Annotated in this window: 14 protein-coding genes; 5 read left to right on the forward strand and 9 right to left on the reverse strand. The window is 70.7% G+C overall.

Going from position 1 to position 16,853, the window contains the following annotated elements; all coding sequences use genetic code 11:
• Positions 1-344 precede the first annotated feature (344 nt).
• The 4 genes from cydC to AB0J58_RS37015 are packed head-to-tail and all read right to left on the reverse strand — an operon-like array spanning position 345 to position 5,694.
• A complete protein-coding gene (cydC, locus tag AB0J58_RS37000) occupies positions 345-2,048 on the reverse strand; it encodes a thiol reductant ABC exporter subunit CydC (protein ID WP_364224633.1) in 1,704 nt (567 codons plus the stop codon).
• Positions 2,045-3,715, reverse strand: a complete 1,671-nt coding sequence (cydD, locus tag AB0J58_RS37005) for a thiol reductant ABC exporter subunit CydD (protein WP_364224635.1) — start codon at positions 3,713-3,715, stop codon at positions 2,045-2,047. Before cydD ends, cydC begins: the two co-directional genes overlap by 4 nt.
• Before the next feature lie 16 nt (positions 3,716-3,731).
• Positions 3,732-4,499, reverse strand: a complete 768-nt coding sequence (locus AB0J58_RS37010) for a cytochrome d ubiquinol oxidase subunit II (protein ID WP_364224637.1) — start codon at positions 4,497-4,499, stop codon at positions 3,732-3,734.
• Positions 4,500-4,509: 10 nt separating this feature from the next.
• The gene (locus AB0J58_RS37015; protein ID WP_364224639.1) at positions 4,510-5,694 is read right to left on the reverse strand and encodes a cytochrome ubiquinol oxidase subunit I; all 1,185 of its coding nucleotides are present in this window, start codon (positions 5,692-5,694) and stop codon (positions 4,510-4,512) included.
• 166 nt (positions 5,695-5,860) lie between these two features.
• Between AB0J58_RS37015 and AB0J58_RS37020 the strand changes: the two genes are divergently transcribed.
• On the forward strand, positions 5,861-6,190 hold the full coding sequence (locus tag AB0J58_RS37020) for a helix-turn-helix transcriptional regulator (RefSeq protein WP_343966032.1): 330 nt from the start codon (positions 5,861-5,863) through the stop codon (positions 6,188-6,190).
• 19 nt (positions 6,191-6,209) lie between these two features.
• On the opposite strand, the gene AB0J58_RS37025 is transcribed toward AB0J58_RS37020, so the two are convergent.
• Complete coding sequence (locus AB0J58_RS37025) at positions 6,210-6,899, reverse strand: permease prefix domain 1-containing protein (protein WP_364224641.1); 690 nt, start codon at positions 6,897-6,899, stop codon at positions 6,210-6,212.
• Positions 6,900-7,039: 140 nt separating this feature from the next.
• Complete coding sequence (locus AB0J58_RS37030) at positions 7,040-8,101, reverse strand: pentapeptide repeat-containing protein (RefSeq protein ID WP_343966036.1); 1,062 nt, start codon at positions 8,099-8,101, stop codon at positions 7,040-7,042.
• 163 nt (positions 8,102-8,264) lie between these two features.
• Here AB0J58_RS37030 and AB0J58_RS37035 point away from each other — a divergent pair, with 163 nt between their 5' ends.
• Positions 8,265-10,640: an ExeM/NucH family extracellular endonuclease gene (locus AB0J58_RS37035; RefSeq protein ID WP_364224643.1), complete on the forward strand. Its 2,376-nt coding sequence runs from the start codon at positions 8,265-8,267 to the stop codon at positions 10,638-10,640.
• Between the two features lie 279 nt (positions 10,641-10,919).
• Complete coding sequence (gene trxA / locus AB0J58_RS37040; RefSeq protein ID WP_030908921.1) at positions 10,920-11,291, forward strand: thioredoxin; 372 nt, start codon at positions 10,920-10,922, stop codon at positions 11,289-11,291.
• Between the two features lie 170 nt (positions 11,292-11,461).
• Here trxA and AB0J58_RS37045 read toward each other — a convergent pair whose 3' ends face one another.
• On the reverse strand, positions 11,462-12,793 hold the full coding sequence (locus AB0J58_RS37045; RefSeq protein WP_343966042.1) for a class II 3-deoxy-7-phosphoheptulonate synthase: 1,332 nt from the start codon (positions 12,791-12,793) through the stop codon (positions 11,462-11,464).
• Positions 12,794-12,858: 65 nt separating this feature from the next.
• Positions 12,859-14,076, reverse strand: coding sequence for an FAD-dependent oxidoreductase (locus AB0J58_RS37050; RefSeq protein WP_364224645.1), 1,218 nt, complete (start codon positions 14,074-14,076; stop codon positions 12,859-12,861).
• 108 nt (positions 14,077-14,184) lie between these two features.
• Between AB0J58_RS37050 and AB0J58_RS37055 the strand changes: the two genes are divergently transcribed.
• Positions 14,185-14,721: a GNAT family N-acetyltransferase gene (locus AB0J58_RS37055; protein WP_364224647.1), complete on the forward strand. Its 537-nt coding sequence runs from the start codon at positions 14,185-14,187 to the stop codon at positions 14,719-14,721.
• Here the strand turns inward: AB0J58_RS37055 and AB0J58_RS37060 are convergent.
• The gene (locus AB0J58_RS37060) at positions 14,703-15,440 is read right to left on the reverse strand and encodes a GntR family transcriptional regulator (RefSeq protein WP_343966114.1); all 738 of its coding nucleotides are present in this window, start codon (positions 15,438-15,440) and stop codon (positions 14,703-14,705) included. The two genes, AB0J58_RS37055 and AB0J58_RS37060, sit on opposite strands and share 19 nt — an antisense overlap.
• Before the next feature lie 288 nt (positions 15,441-15,728).
• Here AB0J58_RS37060 and AB0J58_RS37065 point away from each other — a divergent pair, with 288 nt between their 5' ends.
• Complete coding sequence (locus AB0J58_RS37065; RefSeq protein WP_364224649.1) at positions 15,729-16,850, forward strand: ABC transporter substrate-binding protein; 1,122 nt, start codon at positions 15,729-15,731, stop codon at positions 16,848-16,850.
• Positions 16,851-16,853 lie beyond the last annotated feature (3 nt).

Here is a 16,853-nt window from a genome sequence, read left to right on the forward strand (position 1 = left end):
GGCAGCACCTGGAGGTTCACCCCGCCCTCGCGCAGCTGCGGCAGCCAGCGCTCACGGAAGAACGACGCCCACCGCCGAGGGGGTCTGGCGGTGACCGCTATCAGCAGGTCGTTGTGGGTGTCCGCGACGACGGCGCGGTGGTGGAGCTCAACGGACACGTGCCAGCCCTCCGATGCGTGGTTACCGCGACGGTATGACAGGTTGGGGGTGGCGGAGTTCGTCCGGCTCTCCTAAGAGCGGCGCGTTGTTCGTCCATTCGGCCAAGATCGCTTGTTCCGCCCCGGGCCCGAGGCGACCGGGACGGCGGGAAGGCGGCGCGGGTGGCCGGTGGGGGGGGCAGGGCCTCACCGGCCGGCGGTCAGCGCCTCGGAGTGCCACAGGTCGCGGTAGTAGCCGGGGGAGGAGACCAGTTCCTGGTGGCCGCCCCGCTGCGTGACCGAGCCGTTCTCCAGCACGACGATCTCGTCCACCCGCTCCAGCCCGCGCAGGCGGTGGGTGACGAGCAGCGTCGTGTGGCCGTGGGTGGCGTCCAGCAGGTCGGCCATGAGCGCGTCCGCCGTCGTCTCGTCCAGTGCCTCGGCGGGCTCGTCCAGCAGTAGCACCGGCGGATCGTTCAGCACTGCCCGGGCCAGTGCCAGCCGCTGCAGCTGCCCACCGGACACCGTCCGCCCGTCCTCCCCGAGAACGGTGTCCCAGCCGGTCCGCTCCACCCAGCGTTCCAGGCGCGCCCGCCGCAGGGCCTCGGTGAGCTCCTCGTCCGAGGCCTCGGGGCCGGCCAGCCGCAGGTTGTCCCGTACCGAGGCCTGGAACACGTACGGGTCCTGCGTCAGCCCGGTCATCACCCGCCGGACGTCGTCGGACGCCAGCTCCCGGACGTCCACCCCGTCGATCCTGATCGTCCCCGACTCGGGCTCGACCAGGCGCATCAGGGCGGACAGCAGGGTGCTCTTGCCGGCGCCGCTGGGGCCGACCAGGGCGACCCGCCTGCCGGGAGTGAGGGTGAGGCTGACCCCGTCCAGCGCGGGGGCGCGGCCGGCGTCGTGCCGGACCACCAGGTCCTTGATCTCGATGGTCGGCGCCCCGGCGGGCACCTCGACCGCGGTGGCCGGCTCCGTCACCGCCGGAGCGGTCGCGCCGACCTCCCGCAGGCGGCGCAGGGCGGCGAGCACCCCGGTCAGCCGCTCGGCGGCCGAGGCCATCGGCAGCACCGGCTCGAAGGAGACCAGCGAGGTCAGCGCGAGCACCGCGGTGGCCACGGAGCCCGCCCCGGAGTTCTGCGCCACCAGGACGATCGCCGCCACGGTCAGGCCCTGGGTGAGCACGCCCAGGGCGGAGGCCACCGCGTTCGCCCGTGCCTGCCGGCGCTCCAGCGCCGCCAGCCGGCTGTCGGCCTCGGCGGCGGCGGCCAGAGCCCGCTCGTTCGCCCCGTAGGCGGCCAGGTCGGCCGCGCCGTGCACCAGGTCGGCGACCCGGGCCGCCAGGTCGGCCCGTGCGGGGGCGATCCGCGCCGACCAGCGCCGTGCGGCGGCGGCCGTGCCGGCGGGGATCAGCACCCCGGCCACCAGCAGCCCGGCCAGCAGCACCAGCGCCGCGGCCGGGAGCAGGAACAGTCCGATCACCATCGCGACCACACCGGTGACCAGCGCCGCGGCGGCGGGAAGCAGGCACCGTACGAGCAGGTCCTGTACCGCGTCGGTGTCGTCGACCATGCGGCTGAGCAGGTCGGCCCCCCGCTGGTTCAGCGGTCGCGCGGGGATGAGCGCCTGGTAGAGCCGCTCCCTGGTCGTCGCCTGGGCTCGCAGCGCCACGTCGTGTCCGGCCAGCCGCTCCCCGTACCGGAAGACCCCCTTGGTCGTCGCGAACGCCCTGACCCCGACGATCGCCACGCTCAGCGCGGCCAGCGGCGGCTGCTCGGCGGCCCTGGTGATGAGCCATCCGGCGGACCCGATCAGCCCGAGCCCGGCCAGCTCGGCCGCCGCCCCCGCCGCCACGGCAAGGGTCATCCGCCCTCGGGTCCTGCCCGCCAGGACCTCGTTGACATCGGTCATGGGGAGGCGATCTCCTCTCGTGCCCCGGCCACCACGCGGCCGTCGGCGATCCGGATCACCCGGTCGGCCAGCTCGATCATCGCGGGCCGGTGGGCGACGATCACGGCGGTGCGGCCCTCGGCGAGGTCGCGGGTCGCGCTCACGACCGCGCTCTCGCTGCGGCCGTCGAGCCGCGCGGTCGGCTCGTCCAGCAGGAGCAGCCCGGCTCCTGGGCGGCAGAACGCGCGGGCGAGCGCGACCCGCTGCCGCTGCCCGGCCGACAGGTTCGCCCCGCGCTCGCCGAGCACCGTGTCGTAGCCCTCGGGCAGCGCCAGGATGAACTCCTCCGCCTGCGCGGCCCGTGCCGCGGCCCTGACCTCGTCGATCGTCGCGCCGGGGGCGCCGAGCCTGATGTTGTCGGCCACCGAGGTGGCGAAGAGGTGCGGGCGCTGGGGTACGAAGGCCAGGCGCGCCCGCCAGGAGTCGTGGTCGCCGATCTCGGCGCCGTCGACGAGCACCCGGCCCTCGGCCGGGGTGACGAAGCCGAGCAGCAGGTGGAGCAGGGTGCTCTTGCCCGCGCCGCTCTCGCCGACCAGGGCCACCCGCTCGCCCGGGGCGATCACCAGCGACACGTCCTCCAGTGCGGCCTCCGCGCGGCCCGGGTAGCGCACCGTGACATGCTCCAGCCGGATCTCCGGCGCCGTCGCCGCTCCGGGGCCCGGGTGCCCGGTGGCGGGCGTGCCGCGCGGAGCCTCCGCGTGGCCGTCGAGCACGGCGAACGCCTCGTCGGCGGCGGCGACGCCCTCCATCGCCGCATGGAACTTGCTGCCCATGTTGCGCAGCGGCAGGTACGCCTCGGGTGCCAGGAGCAGGACCAGCAGCGCGGTCGACAGGTCGAGAGAGCCCGACAGCAGCCGCAGGCCCACGGGTACGGCGACCAGGGCCAGTGAGAGCGACGCGGCCAGCTCCAGCACCAGTGAGGACAGGAAGGCCACCCGCAGCGTGCGCATCGTCGCGACCCGGTGGGCGTCGGCCACCCGCTGGATCACCTCGGCCTGGTAGCGGGCCCGGCCGAAGGCACGCAGCGTGGGAAGGCCCCGGACCACGTCCAGGAAGTGCCCGCCGAGGCGGGACAGGGCCCTCCACTGGCGTTCGGTGACCGCCTTGGTGTGCATGCCGACCAGTGCGCCGAAGATCGGGATGAGCGGCAGCGTGACCAGCACGATCACCGCGCTGGCCAGGTCGGCGGTGAAGAGCCGGACGAGCACCGCGATCGGCACGACGCCCGCGACCGCCACCGCGGGCAGGTAGCCCGTCAGGTAGGGGTCGAGGGCGTCCAGGCCGCGGCCGGTCAGGGTCACCAGCTCTCCCGAGCGCACCGAGGCCGGCCTGGCGGGGCCGAGTGCCTGCAACCGCGCCAGCAGGCGGTGCCGCAGGGCGGACTTCACCCCGCTGCTCATCCGTCCGGCGCTGACCCCCTGCACCAGGGCGAACAGCGCCCGGACGCCGACGACCAGCGCCAGCAGGATCAGAGCGGTGGTCTCGAACCGCCCGGACAACACCCCGGCCAGCAGTTCCGCCTGGCCGAGGACGAGCAGTCCGGCCAGGACGGCGGCGGCCAGGCACCCGGCCAGGTGGCGGCGGACCGCCCGCTCGCCCAATGCCAGCCGTACCAGATCCTTGTGCATGCCAACCCTAGAGACCTCAGAAGAACGACGGAATCCGATCGGCGGCACGCCCCGGACCGAACGTCCGCCATACCCATACTTGCGCACCCACCATGATCGGTGCGAACGGCAGAATCATGACACTCAGCACACTTAACGTACCGGCGGGTGCCATGTGGTCCAGAAGCCAGGGGGCGAGCACGGCGAGCAGCAGCGCGACGGGCACGGCCGCGGCGCACGCCGAGCCCAGGAGCGCCCATCCGGTGCGGCGCGCCCCGGTCACCCGCCCGGGCAGCCGCCAGGAGAGGAACGTCCAGCCGTGCAGGGCGAACAGCGCGGCCGTCACCAGGGCGCCCACCAGCCCGAGCAGGCTGATCGGCGGCCCCGACAGGCCGCCGGCCAGCGCGACGAGTGCCATGCCCCAGCTCAGTGCCAGGCCGCAGGAGCCGGCGCAGATCGCCCAGTCCCAGGTCGTACGCCATGCGCTCCCGTCGGCACGGCGGCGGAACCAGAGCCCGGCGTCGCGCAGGATCCACGACACCAGCAGCAGCACCACCAGCGGGTAGAGGCCGAACAGCACCTCTCCCTCGATCGCGGGGAAGGCGCCGAACAGCACGCCCGCCACGGCCACCAGCCACACCTCGCCCGCCAGGACGAACGGCGCCACGGCGGTGACGATCTCGTCCCGGTCCCGTTGCGTCCTGCCGAGCACGGGCAGCAGCATGCCCGCCCCGATGTCGAAGCCCTCCAGGGCGAAGTAGCCGATCAGCAGGAGGGCGAACACGCCCAGCCAGAGGATGTCCACGGTCGGCTCCCTAGTAGCTGAGCGCGTGCGCGCGCTCGTTGGGATCGGCGGGGGCGCTCGCGCCGAGGGTGGCGGCGGCGGGCCCGCGTCGTACGGTACGGGCGATCAGCAGGTAGTCGACGAGTGCGAGCAGGCCGAGCACGCCGCCGAAGGCGATGAGCGAGACGGTGACCATCCCCGGGGTCAGCCCGGGGGACATGGCGTCGGCGACGGTGAGCCTGCCATTGATCATCCAGGGCTGCCGTCCCGACTCCCGGGCCAGCCAGCCGAGGATCGCCGCCAGGAACGGCAGCGGGGTCATCGCCATCAGCAGGGGGTGCGCCCAGCGCCAGCGCGGCAGCCAGTACACGGTCGGCGCCAGCGCGAACATGATGACGAACTGCAGCAGCTGGCCAATCATGATCATGAAGCCGAGCCCCAGCCCCGGCAGTACCTCGCCGTCGAACTTGTCCGGCTGGAACTGGGAGATCGGGCCGAACTGCGCGTAGCCGAAACCGACCGTGACCAGTGAGCCGACCAGCGAGACGATCACTCCGGTACGCAGTGAGCTCGTGAAGAACTCCCGCTCGGGGGTGCGCCTGAACAGCTGGTACGCGCTGGCCCCCATCATCACGAAACCGCCGGTCCACAGGCCCGCGCCGAGTACGTGCGGCAATGCCAGGGTCAGCATCGGGTTGGTGAGCAGCGCGCCGAAGTCGGTCAGCGCCAGGTGGCCGCCCCGCTCCACGGCCCCGGCGGGGTTCTGCAGGAACGAGTTGGCCACCATGATCCAGAAGGCGGAGGCGTAGGCGGTCAGCGTCACCACCCAGATGCACGCCAGGTGGAGCCATTTGGGCAGCCGGTGCCAGCCGAAGATCCACAGGCCCAGGAAGGTGGACTCCAGGAAGAACGCGACGAGCGTCTCGATCGCGAGCGGTGCCCCGAAGACGTCGCCGGCGTAGTGCGAGAGGCCGGCCCAGTTCATGCCGAACTGGAACTCCATCACCAGCCCGGTGAGGATGCCGAGCGCGTAGTTGATCACGTAGATCTGGCCCCAGAAGCGGGTCGCCCGCTCATGGACCGGCCTGCCGGTGACGGCGTAGCGGGTGTGCATGATCGCGATCAGGGGGGCCAGGCCCAGGGTCAGCACGACGAACAGGAAGTGAAGACTTCCCGTCACGGCGAACTGTGTCCGGGCCAGGTCGAGCACGTCCACACTCTCACCTCCATTGTTGTGTCTGTCTACCTATAGACACTCTACATGTAGGACGTCTACATGTAGGATGCCTATGCGAAAGGTAGGCTGACGACGTGAGTGAGCGAAGCGAACGGGCCGCCGGGTGCGGCGACGAGGGATCCGTCCGGTCCACGGAGGTGATCGCGTGAACACCGACGCGCTCCGCGGCCACATGGACGCCCTGCTGCTCTCCGTGCTGGAGCACGAACCGCTGCACGGCTACGCGATCATCGAGGCGCTCCAGGCGCGCAGCGGCGGCGCGCTGAACGTGCCGACGGGCACGGTCTACCCGGCGCTGCGCCGGCTGGAGCAGGCGGGATATCTGGCCAGTGAGTGGGCCACGGTGGGCGGGCGCAAGCGGCGCACCTACCGGCTGACCTCCTCGGGGCGCACGGCCCTCGCCGGCGAGCGCTCCGCCTGGCAGCGGTTCGCCGGAGCCATCGGCAGCGTCCTGGAGCCGCGGACCACCCGCTGACGCCCGGCGGGAGCGAGGGCTACGCGCAGGCGGGGAAGGGGGCGCGGCGGGTGAGGCTCAGGCAGGTGAAGGCGCAGTAGAGCTGCAGGCCCCAGAACAGGAGGCTCACCAGCGCCATCCCGACCCCCGGCGGGTAGTCGCCGAAGCCGACCGGCCCGTGGGAGCCGAACATCAGTGCCCCGGACAGCGTGAGCATGACCGGCAGCATCGCCCAGACGAGCAGGCCGAGGAATCGGGTGACGAGCCGGGGCCGTCCGATCCTGCGCAGTCCCCGGCCCAGCGCGACCAGCGCGATTCCGCCGAGCACGCCGATGAGCATCTGGAGGATGTCCAGACCCCGGGCGACCGGGACGAACCAGTCGGGGCTGGTCTCGTAGGCCATCGGGGCGGTGGGAAAGATCCTCCAGATCACGCTCCACATGACCGTGGTGAGCGGCACGGTGAGGAACAGCGTCGCGGCCAGCCTGCGGCCCGCCGCGATGGACAGCTCCTCCTGGTAGCCCGGCGCGATCTCACCGACCGTTCCGAACTCCTCGACCGCGGCCCGTTCGGCCTCCTCGCGCCCCAGGCCGTCGCCCTGCAGCGCCTCGGCGGTGTCGAGCAGGCTGTCGCGGGCCTCGGTGATCATGTCAAGCCTGGGTCCCCTGGGACCTCGGAGAGCGCGGCCGAGCCCGGTCACGTAGTCGTCGATGACCCCGCCGCCTGCCATGGTGCTCTCCAGATGATCTCCCGCGGCCCGATCCCCGCTCGGGGTACGGGCCTCCCATCCTGGTCGCCCGTCCGGGACCTCGCATCGGGGATCACCCTGAGAAGACCCGGAATCGGCGGCCGGCCACCCGTGGGCGGGTCTCAACCATGATTCGGGGCACGCCGCAGGGGCCACCAGCGCAGTGGAGGCCATGGCCTGCGCGGAACGACGGCGAGCGCGCAGCCGCTCATCCGGAGCCCCTCGGGATGGCGGATTCCGGTGAAGAGGCAGGTGCTGAGATCCAGGTCGGAGAGTTCCAGCTGCTCGGCGTCCACCTCGTGCAGCGAGGTCACCCGGGCGCCGTCCCGGCCCCGCACCGTGGCCGGGCCGCGCAGGGTCGCTCCCTCCATGTCGGCCCGCGCGTTGTCGAGCCTGACGGTCAGCCGCCCGCCCACTTCCAGGCGCCGCAGGTCCACCGAGCATCCGCCGGTGGCCACGTCGAGACCCTTGCCCGCCCACGCTCCGGCGAGGGTCAGGTGGCGGCCGACCGAGATCGGGGCCAGGTAGCCGCCCGCCGAGAAGCGTGCCCCGTCGAACCCGGCCAGCCCACCGAAGCTCGTCTTGCGAAACGACACGGTACGGCGGAACCGGCACCCCCTCAGAGTCGCGTCGCCGGTGAATCCGGTGCCGTCGAAGGTGACGAAACCATGGAAGTCAGCCTGCTCGAAGGACGCGGTCCGGTCGAAAAGCGCTCCTCCGAACAGCGCGTCGCCGTCGATGGACACCCGGTCGAAGGCCGCGTGCCCGGTGATGGCGACACCGTGCAGGGAGAGTTCCCGATCGAACCTGACCTCCCTGAAGGAGACGTTGCGGGTGAACCTGGCGTTGAAGAACGAGGCGAGGCGCCGGAAACGCGCGTGGTCGAAGGAGACGTCCCCGCCGAACACGATGTCGCAGAATCGCACGCTCTCGGGAAAGGTCGCCCAGTCGAACCGGGCCCGGCCCAGGCGTCCGTGGGTCGCGGAGAGGATTCGGTCCAGCAGATCCTGGCCGACGACGGTGGCCCGCAGGTCGATCGCGGAACCGGGGGAGAGGCCGCGGACGACCTCGTCGAGTTCGGCGGCGTCCAGATGGGCCAGGCAGCGCCCGTAGGGCTGCCGTGCGGATCCGGCGCACTCCAGGGAGGCGGCGCAGGTGTCCCAACCCACGTCCAGAGTTCTCATACCCGCAGTGATACCCGCAGGCGCCGAGGCAAGCGACTTCTAGGTCAAGGAAAGCCATATCTGACCGGGCTGGATAGACATGAAGTGTCAAGATTCATGAATTCGCCTCCTATCCACTTTTGGGTGGATGTTCTGGGATCCATCCCGCTCTACGCTCCCGGTCATGCGTGCTTTATCCCGGGCGTTCGCCGCCCTCGTGACCGTCGGCCTCGCCGCCACCGGCGTCGCGACCCTCACCTCATCCCCGGCCCTGGCGGAGCCGGGCACCGTCGTCATCAGCCAGGTCTACGGTGGTGGCGGTAGCGCCGGCGCACCACTCACCAACGACTACGTCGAGCTGTTCAACCGCAGCGCCGCGCCCGTGGTCCTGGACGGCTGGTCCGTCCAGTACGCCAGCGCCACCGGCACCGGGAACTTCGGAGCCAACCCGGTCGTCCCCCTGGCGGGCACGCTCGCGCCCGGCCAGTACCACCTCCTCCAGCTGGCCGGCGGTACCAACGGTGCACCGCTGCCCGCCTCGGACGGCACCGGGACGATCAACATGAGCGGCTCCGCGGGCAAGGTGGCCCTTGTCCGCTCGGACCAGGGCCTGGCGTGCAACGGCGGCTCGGTCCCGTGCGCCCCGGAGCAGACGGCACTGATCGCCGACCTGATCGGCTACGGCACCGCCAACTACTTCGAGGGCACCGTGGCCCCCGGGCTCTCGGCCACCACGGCGGGGCTGCGCAAGGACCACGGCTGCGCCGACACCGACGTCAACGGTGCCGACGTGGAGGCCGCGGCACCCGCGCCGCGCAACCGGGCCACCGACGTCGCGCCGTGCGGTGACGTCGAGCCCACCCCGACCCCGACCCCGACCCCGACCCCGACGCCGACTCCCACCCCGACGGTGGAGCCCACGCCGACTCCCACCCCGACGGGGGAGCCGTGTGAGACCCCGGCCACCCACCAGATCGCCCAGGTGCAGGGGAACGGTGACGTCAGCCCGCTGGCCGGCCAGGTCGTCCGCGTCGAAGGCGTCGTGACCGCCGACTTCCAGGAGTCGAACCAGCTCAGCGGGTTCTTCTTCCAGGACCCGACCCCGGACGCCGACCCGGCCACCTCCGAGGGCCTGTTCGCCTTCGCCCGCAGCTCCTTCAAGGACGTCAAGGTCGGCGACCGGGTCCTGGTCACCGGCAGGGCCGTGGAGTTCAGCGGCTGGACCGAGCTGTCACCGGTCACCGCGGTGGACATCTGCGGCACGGGCCGCATCGCACCCGCCAAGCAGAGCCTGCCCCGTGCCGAGGGCAAGACCTTCGAGTCCGTCGAGAACATGCTCGTCACCTTCCCCGAGCCCCTCTCCCTCAGTGACCACTACAACCTGGGCAGGTACGGAGAGATCACCGTCTCCTCCGAGGGGCGCATCTTCCAGCCGACCGACCGGCCGGGCGTGACCACGGACAAGAACGCGCGGCGCAGCCTGCTGGTGGACGACGCCTCCACGGCGGAGAACCCGGAGACGATTCCCTACGTCGATCGGCGCCTCCGCCTGGGTGACACCGCCTTCGGCGTCACCGGCGTCATGGGGTACGGCTTCGGCAAGTACCGCCTCCAGCCGACCAAACCGCTCAACTTCCTGCCGCTCAACCCGCGCCTGCCCGCCCCGTTCCCGGTCATCGGCAACGTCAAGGTGGCCAGCTTCAACGCGCTCAACTGGTTCACCACCCTCCGCTCGCGCGGCGCGAGCAGTCCGGAGGAGCAGCAGCGCCAGCTCACCAAGCTGGTCGCCGCCCTCAAGGGGGTCAACGCGGACGTCGTCGGCTTCATGGAGATCCAGAACAACGGCCAGACCGCGATTCAGGCCCTGGTCGACGCGCTCAACGCCGAGGTCGGCGCGGGTACCTACGCGGCGCTCAGCCACCCCTACCCGGGCACCGACGTGATCCAGGTCGCGATGATCTACAAGCCGGCCAAGGTCCAGCTGGTGGGCGCGGCGCAGTCCTCCACCGACCCGGTCTTCCGGCGGCCCCCGCTGATCCAGACCTTCCGCCGGGTCCAGGGCGGTAAGTCCTTCACCGTGCTGGTCAACCACTACAAGTCCAAGGGCTGTGACGAAGAGGCGGTGGGCCCCGACGCCGACCAGGGCGACGGGCAGAGCTGCTACAACAACGAGCGGGTACGCCAGGCACAGGCCACGCTGGGGCTGATCAAGGACCTGAAGCTGACCAACCCGATGGTGCTCGGCGACCTCAACGCCTACGGCGAGGAGGACCCGATGGACGTCCTGGAGGCCGGTGGCCTCAGCAGCACGACCAAGAGGTTCGTCCCCGAGCCGCTGCGCTACAGCTACCTGTACGAAGGCCAGCTCGGTGAGCTGGACCACGCCCTGGTCGGAAAGGACCTGCTCAAGCGGGTGACCAGCGCGACGATCTGGCACATCAACTCCGATGAGAGCCGGATCTACGACTACAACCTCGAGTACAACCCGTCGGGCCTGTACAGGCCCGACGCCTTCCGCGCCTCCGACCACGACCCCGTGATCGTCGGCCTCACCCTGTAGACCGGAGGGAACCGGCGGATGGTGGCCCGGTGCCGATCGGCACCGGGCCATTCGTCCGTTCTGACCCCCGAGAGGCCGGCGAGCCGGACGGCTCCGCGGCGACCATCGTGTTCCCGTACAGCTCGGCGAAGCGCGGGGAGCGGCTCTCGGTGGGCACCGGGGGCGACGACCTCCCGGCTCACCCGGTTCGAGAGGGGGGCAGGCCACCGGGATGGAATGCGCGTGGACGGGAAGTGGTTATGCCAGCCACACAGACGTGAACGACAGAAGGAGCCACCGGTGGCCACCATCGAGGTAACCGAGAAGAACTTCAACGACATCGCCGATGAGGGGATCGTCCTGCTGGACTTCTGGGCGGCCTGGTGCGGACCGTGCCGCACCTTCGGGCCGATTTTCGAGAAGTCCTCCGCGAAGCACACGGACATCAAGTTCGGCAAGATCGACACCGAGGCCGAGCAGGCCCTCGCTCAGGGATTCGAGATCACGTCGATCCCGACGATCATGGCCATCCGGGATGGCATCGTCGTCTTCGCACAGCCGGGCGCGCTGCCCGAGCCCGCTCTCGAGGACCTCATCGGCCAGGTCCGCGCACTCGACATGGACGCGATCCGCGCCGAGCTCGCCAACGAACTCGGCGTCCAGAAAGGCTGACACGGCACGGGAGAGCCCCGCGCCCGTCCGGCGGCGCGGGACTCGCCCCTGCTCGAGGACCGCCACCGCGGGCCGGGAACGGCCTCGCGGTTTCTCGATCGTTCGCGTGGCCTCGACCTCCGCGCGGCCCGGGACCCCGCAAGGGGGCCGGGACCGCGCGGGGGCGGGGGTCAGACCGAGCGGTAGAGCTCGGCCACCCGGAAGGCCAGGTCGAGCGACTGGCCGCGGTTGAGGCGCGGGTCACAGGCCGTCTCGTAGCGCCGGGCCAGGTCGTCCTCGACGATCTCGGCACCGCCGCCCACGCACTCGGTGACGTCGTCGCCGGTGAACTCGATGTGGACGCCGCCCGGGTGGGTGCCGAGCGCGCGGTGCACCTCGAAGAAGCCCGCCACCTCGTTCAGGACGTCGTCCAGGCGGCGGGTCTTGTGGCCGCTGGGCGCCTCGAAGGTGTTGCCGTGCATGGGGTCGCAGATCCACGCCACCTGGGCGCCGCTCGCGGTCACCTTCTCCACCAGCTCGGGAAGGTGGTCACGGATCTTCGACGCGCCCATCCGGGTGATGAAGGTCAGACGTCCCGCCTCGTTGTCGGGGTTGAGCTTCTCGATCAGCGCGAGGGCGTCCTCGGCGCTGGTCGTCGGGCCGAGCTTGACGCCGATGGGGTTGCGGATGCTGGCGAAGAACTCGACGTGCGCGCCGTCGAGCTGGCGGGTGCGCTCGCCGATCCAGACCATGTGCGCCGAGACGTCGTACGGCCGGCCGGTCCGCGAGTCGATCCGGGTGAGCGCCTGGTCGTAGTCGAGGATCAGCGCCTCGTGCGAGGAGTAGAACTCCACGGTGTGGAACTCCTCGGGCTCCGCCCCGCAGGCGCGCATGAAGGCCAGCGCCTGGTCGATCTCCCGGGCGAGCTGCTCGTAGCGCTTGCCGGCCGGGGACTCGCCCACGAAGTCCTGGTTCCAGGCGTGCACCTGGCGCAGGTCGGCGTAGCCGCCCTTGGTGAAGGCGCGGACCAGGTTGAGCGTCACCGCGGAGGAGTGGTAGGCGCGCAACAGCCGTCCCGGGTCGGGGATGCGGGAGTCGGCGGTGAAGTCGAAGCCGTTGACCATGTCGCCCCGGTAGGCGGGCAGCTCGACGCCGTCACGGATCTCGGTGTTCTTCGAGCGGGGCTTGGCGAACTGCCCGGCCATGCGGCCGATCTTCACCACGGGGACCTTGGCCGCGTAGGTGAGCACGATCGCCATCTGGAGCAGTGTCTTGAGCTTGTTGCGCACGTCGTCGGCGGTGGCGCCGGCGAAGGTCTCGGCGCAGTCTCCGCCCTGCAGGACGAAGGCCTCGCCCCGTGTCACCGCCGCCAGGTCCGCCTTGAGGTTGTCGCACTCGCCCGCGAAGACGAGGGGCGGGAGTCCCTTCAGCTCGGTGACGACCTTGTCCAGCTCGCCACGGTCAGGCCACACGGGCTGCTGCGCCGCAGGCAGCTGCCGCCAGGAATCGAGGTTGATGCTCACGACATACCAGGCTATTGCAACCGGCTGTGCGAACGGACCCGATTGTCCACATGGTGAGAAGGTCTTTATGCCTGGTGAGACCCGGCGGGATCGGCGACGTGCTCGGGCAGGACGCCCAGGCCGATGAAGCGTCTGGCCAGCGGGCCCAGCACGGGAAGACGGGAGACGTCGCGCGGTAGCCGCACCGGGCGGGTGCGCTCGGTCAGTGCCGGCCGGATCAGCCTGTTCTGGACGACACGCTGGGCGAACTGAGTGATCACGGTGGGCGGGGTGCGCCGCCGCTGGACCCTCGCGAGCAGCGACTCTGGGATCTCGGCCCCGGCGGCGAGCGGTCCGGCCAGCAGGTTCGCGGCGGCGACCGCGTCCTGCACGGCCAGGTTGATGCCGACGCCGAAGACCGGCGACATGGCGTGCGCGGCGTCGCCGATGACCAGCAGTCCCGGCCGGTGCCAGCGGCGCAGCCGGTTGAGCGCGACCGACAGCACGCTGACGTCCTCGAAGCCGGACAGCAGTCCGACCCGGTCCGCCAGGAAGGGCAGGAGCCTGGCGACCTGCTCGCGCAGCGTCGCGATCCCCGCCGAGCGCAGTGCCTCGAAGCCGTTCTTGGGGATCACGTAGGCGAGCTGCCAGTAGGTCTCGCGGTTGATCGACACCATCAGGTGACCCGCCGACATTCGCAGGAACGTCGCCTCGGAGTCGGTGGGCTCGCGCGGCAGCCGGAACCAGACCACGTCCATCGGGGCACCGTGCTCCACGGGGACCAGCCCGGCGGCCTCACGCACGTCGGAGCGGCGACCGTCGGCGGCCACGGTGAGCGTCGCGCGCAGCTCGTGCTCGCCGGAGGCGTCCCGGTAGCGCACCCCGCGCACCGTGTCGCCTTCGCGGATCACTCCGTGCACCTCGGACTCCATGAGGAGGTGGAAGTTCGGATACCTGGCGGCGGCACCGGTCAGCAGGTCGAGGAACTCCCACTGCGGCACGAAAGCGATGTACTGATACTTGCCTTTAAGTCCTGACAGGTCAGCGATCGGCACCGTGGTGTCGTCGGTCTGGATCTCCAGCCCGTACGCCTTGCGGTGGGGGAGGCGGTGGAATTCCTCGGCCAGGCCGAGCTCGTCGAGGATCTGCAGGGTGGACGGATGGATGGTGTCGCCCCTGAAGTCGCGCAGGAAGTCGCCGTGCTTCTCCAGGAGCGTCACCTCGACGCCGGCCCTGGCCAGCAGTAGCGCGAGCATCGCCCCGGCGGGACCGCCCCCGGCGATCACACATGTGTTCCGAGCCATAATTCATCACCCCATGAAATTCTGGCACGGGATGCCGCAGAAGAGAACAGCGGGCGTGGTCTTTTCCTCGTGGGCACGCGGCCGGTCCGGCTGGGCCAAAGTTGGCATATGACCATTTATCAGACCGAACGCCTCGTCGTTCGCGAGTGGACCCACGGCCGGGCCGACCTCGACCGGATCACCGACATCTACACCCGTGACGAGGTCACCCGCTGGCTGCCGCCCCGTGACTTCGAGGCGACGGCGACGGTGGATCGCTGGCACGCCCTGAACCGGCGGGACCACGGGTTCGGGGTCTGGGCCGTCGAGGTCCGGCGGAGCGGGGTCGCGGTCGGAACCGTGCTGTTCCAGCCGATCGTCGGCGGGGACGGTGAGATCGAGGTGGGCTGGCACCTCCACCCCGACTCGTGGGGGAAGGGCTACGCGACCGAGGCCGCCAGGGGTGCCGTGGAACGCGGCTTCGCCTCCGGGATCAAGGAGGTGCACGCCCTCGTCATGCCGGGGAACGACGCCTCCATGGCCGTCTGCCGCAGGCTCGGCATGACCACGGTCGGCCGGACCGGCCGCTTCTACGGCGTCGAGCTGGAGATGTTCCGTCTCGGCGCGCCGGCCGGGATCTCCTCCGGTCAGCGAATGCCGACGTAGAACCGTGTCTGGTCGCTGCGGTGCAGCGCGTAGTAGGCCTCGAACCGTGTGCCGTCGGGCATCCAGGCGACCGACTCGATACCGAGCAGCGGCGTCGAGATGGAGACCTCTAGTAGCGCGGCGTCCTCGCGGTTGGGGAAGGCGGCCTCGATCCACCGGTCGGCGGCGGCGGGCTCGATCCCGTAGCGCCGCCGCAGCAGGTCGTACAGTGACTGGTTCTCCAGCACGGCGCGCTCCAGGCCGGGCACCAGACGGGCGGGCAGGGCGGTGTCGACGAGCAGCCAGGGCTGCCCGTCGACGCGCCGGAGCCTGCGCAGCCTGACGACCTGTTCCCCGGGCGGGATCCGCAGCAGGGCGGCCTCCCGCTCGTCGGCCTCGCCGAGCGACTGGCGGATGGTCCGGGTCGTCACGCGGCGGCCGGACTCCCGCAGGTCGTCGGCGGAGCCGGACATCGACCCGATGAAGTTCAGTTCGGTCTTGCGCGGTGAGACGAAGGCGCCCCGTCCCTTGATCTTATAGATCAGGCCCTGCTGCACGAGCTCGCGCAGGGCCTCCCTGACGACGGTTCGGGAGACCCCGAACATGTCGGTGAGCTCGGCCTCCGACGGCAGCGGCCGGTCCGCGGCGAACTCGCCGCTCTCGATGGTCGCCCGCAGTGCGCGCATCAGCTGCATCCACAGCGGCTCCGTCCCGTCGCGGTCGAGGCGCGGATACGTCATCGTCACGGAAACCTCCTCGGGGGGCGTCCAGGAAAGCATTTCATATGGGCAGACCTGTTATGACAGGACGATGATCCTGTCGTGACAGGAATCCGGTGACGCCGCGCAGATTCCCACCTATCTACCTACTGAGCAGGAACGAAAGAGGCCCTTGACATCCACGTAACGTGGATTTAGCGTACCTGTCACTACAGGTCTGTAATGACTACGCCGCTACGCCCCCTATTGAGCGATGAGTTCACGGCCTCGACTCGCACCGCCTCGGCGGACCTGCCTTCTCTGGAGACCATGATGCGTATCCGTCCCACATCCCGGCACTGGCGTGCGGCCTCGGCGGCGTCACTGACCGCCCTCGCGGTCCTGGCGGCCGGTTGCGGCGCCGACGACTCCGGCACCTCCGGAACCTCCGACACCGCCGCGCAGACCGCCGGCGAGAAGCCCTTCATCGCCCTGAGCAACGGCTTCATCGGCAACGGCTGGCGCCAGACGATGATCGCCAAGTTCGAGGAGGCGGCGGGCAAGGCCCAGGCCGGCGGCCTGATCAGCAAGTACAAGGTCGTCAACGCGCCGGGAGAGAACTCCGCGACCGAGCAGGTCGCCCAGATCAAGAGCCTCCTGCTGCAGAAGCCGGACGCCCTGCTCATCGACCCGGCCTCGCCCACCGCGCTCAAGCCGGTCATCCAGCAGGCGTGCTCCGCGGGCGTCACCGTCGTGGTCTTCGACTCCGCCATCGATTCCGAGTGCGCCTACGTGCTGCAGAACAGCTTCGTCGACTGGGCCACCTACGCGGCCAAGCCGCTGCTCGAGGGCATCGGGGGCAAGGGCAACGTCATCGTCAGCCGGGGTGTCGTCGGCTCGCAGCCCGAGGCCGAGATGCTGGAGACCACCAAGAAGATCCTCGGCGAGTACCCCGGCGTGAAGACCGTCGCGACGGTGAACGGGATGTGTGACGGCGCCACCGCGCAGAAGGCCGTGCTCGGTGTGCTGTCGAGCGTGCCGAAGGTCGATGGCGTCGTCGGCTGCGGCGACGGCTACGGCGTCGCCCAGGCCTTCACCACGGCGGGCAAGCCGGTTCCCGCGGTGACGTTCGAGACCAACGGCCGCGCGCTGAACTACTGGAAGGACAACAAGATCGACAACGGTTCGGTGGCGGTCATGTCCGACCCGGGCCAGTCGGTCGCCGCGCTGTGGCAGGCACTCGACCTGCTGGAGAAGCGGGACATCCCCAAGCAGATGACCTTCCCGATCGTCCTGGTCGAGCAGAAGGACCGTGACACCTGGGCGAGCATCCTCAAGCCCGACGAGTACGCCGCCTGGCCCTGGACGCGCGAGCTCTTCCGCGAGCAGGTCAAGGCCGTGCAGACCGGCGGAGCGCCGGTGCAGCCGCCGATCCCGACGGCCGCCGGATAGGCG

Origin of the sequence: Streptosporangium sp. NPDC049644, from assembly GCF_040675205.1 — a bacterium.
GTDB classification, from domain to species: domain Bacteria; phylum Actinomycetota; class Actinomycetes; order Streptosporangiales; family Streptosporangiaceae; genus Streptosporangium; species Streptosporangium fukuiense.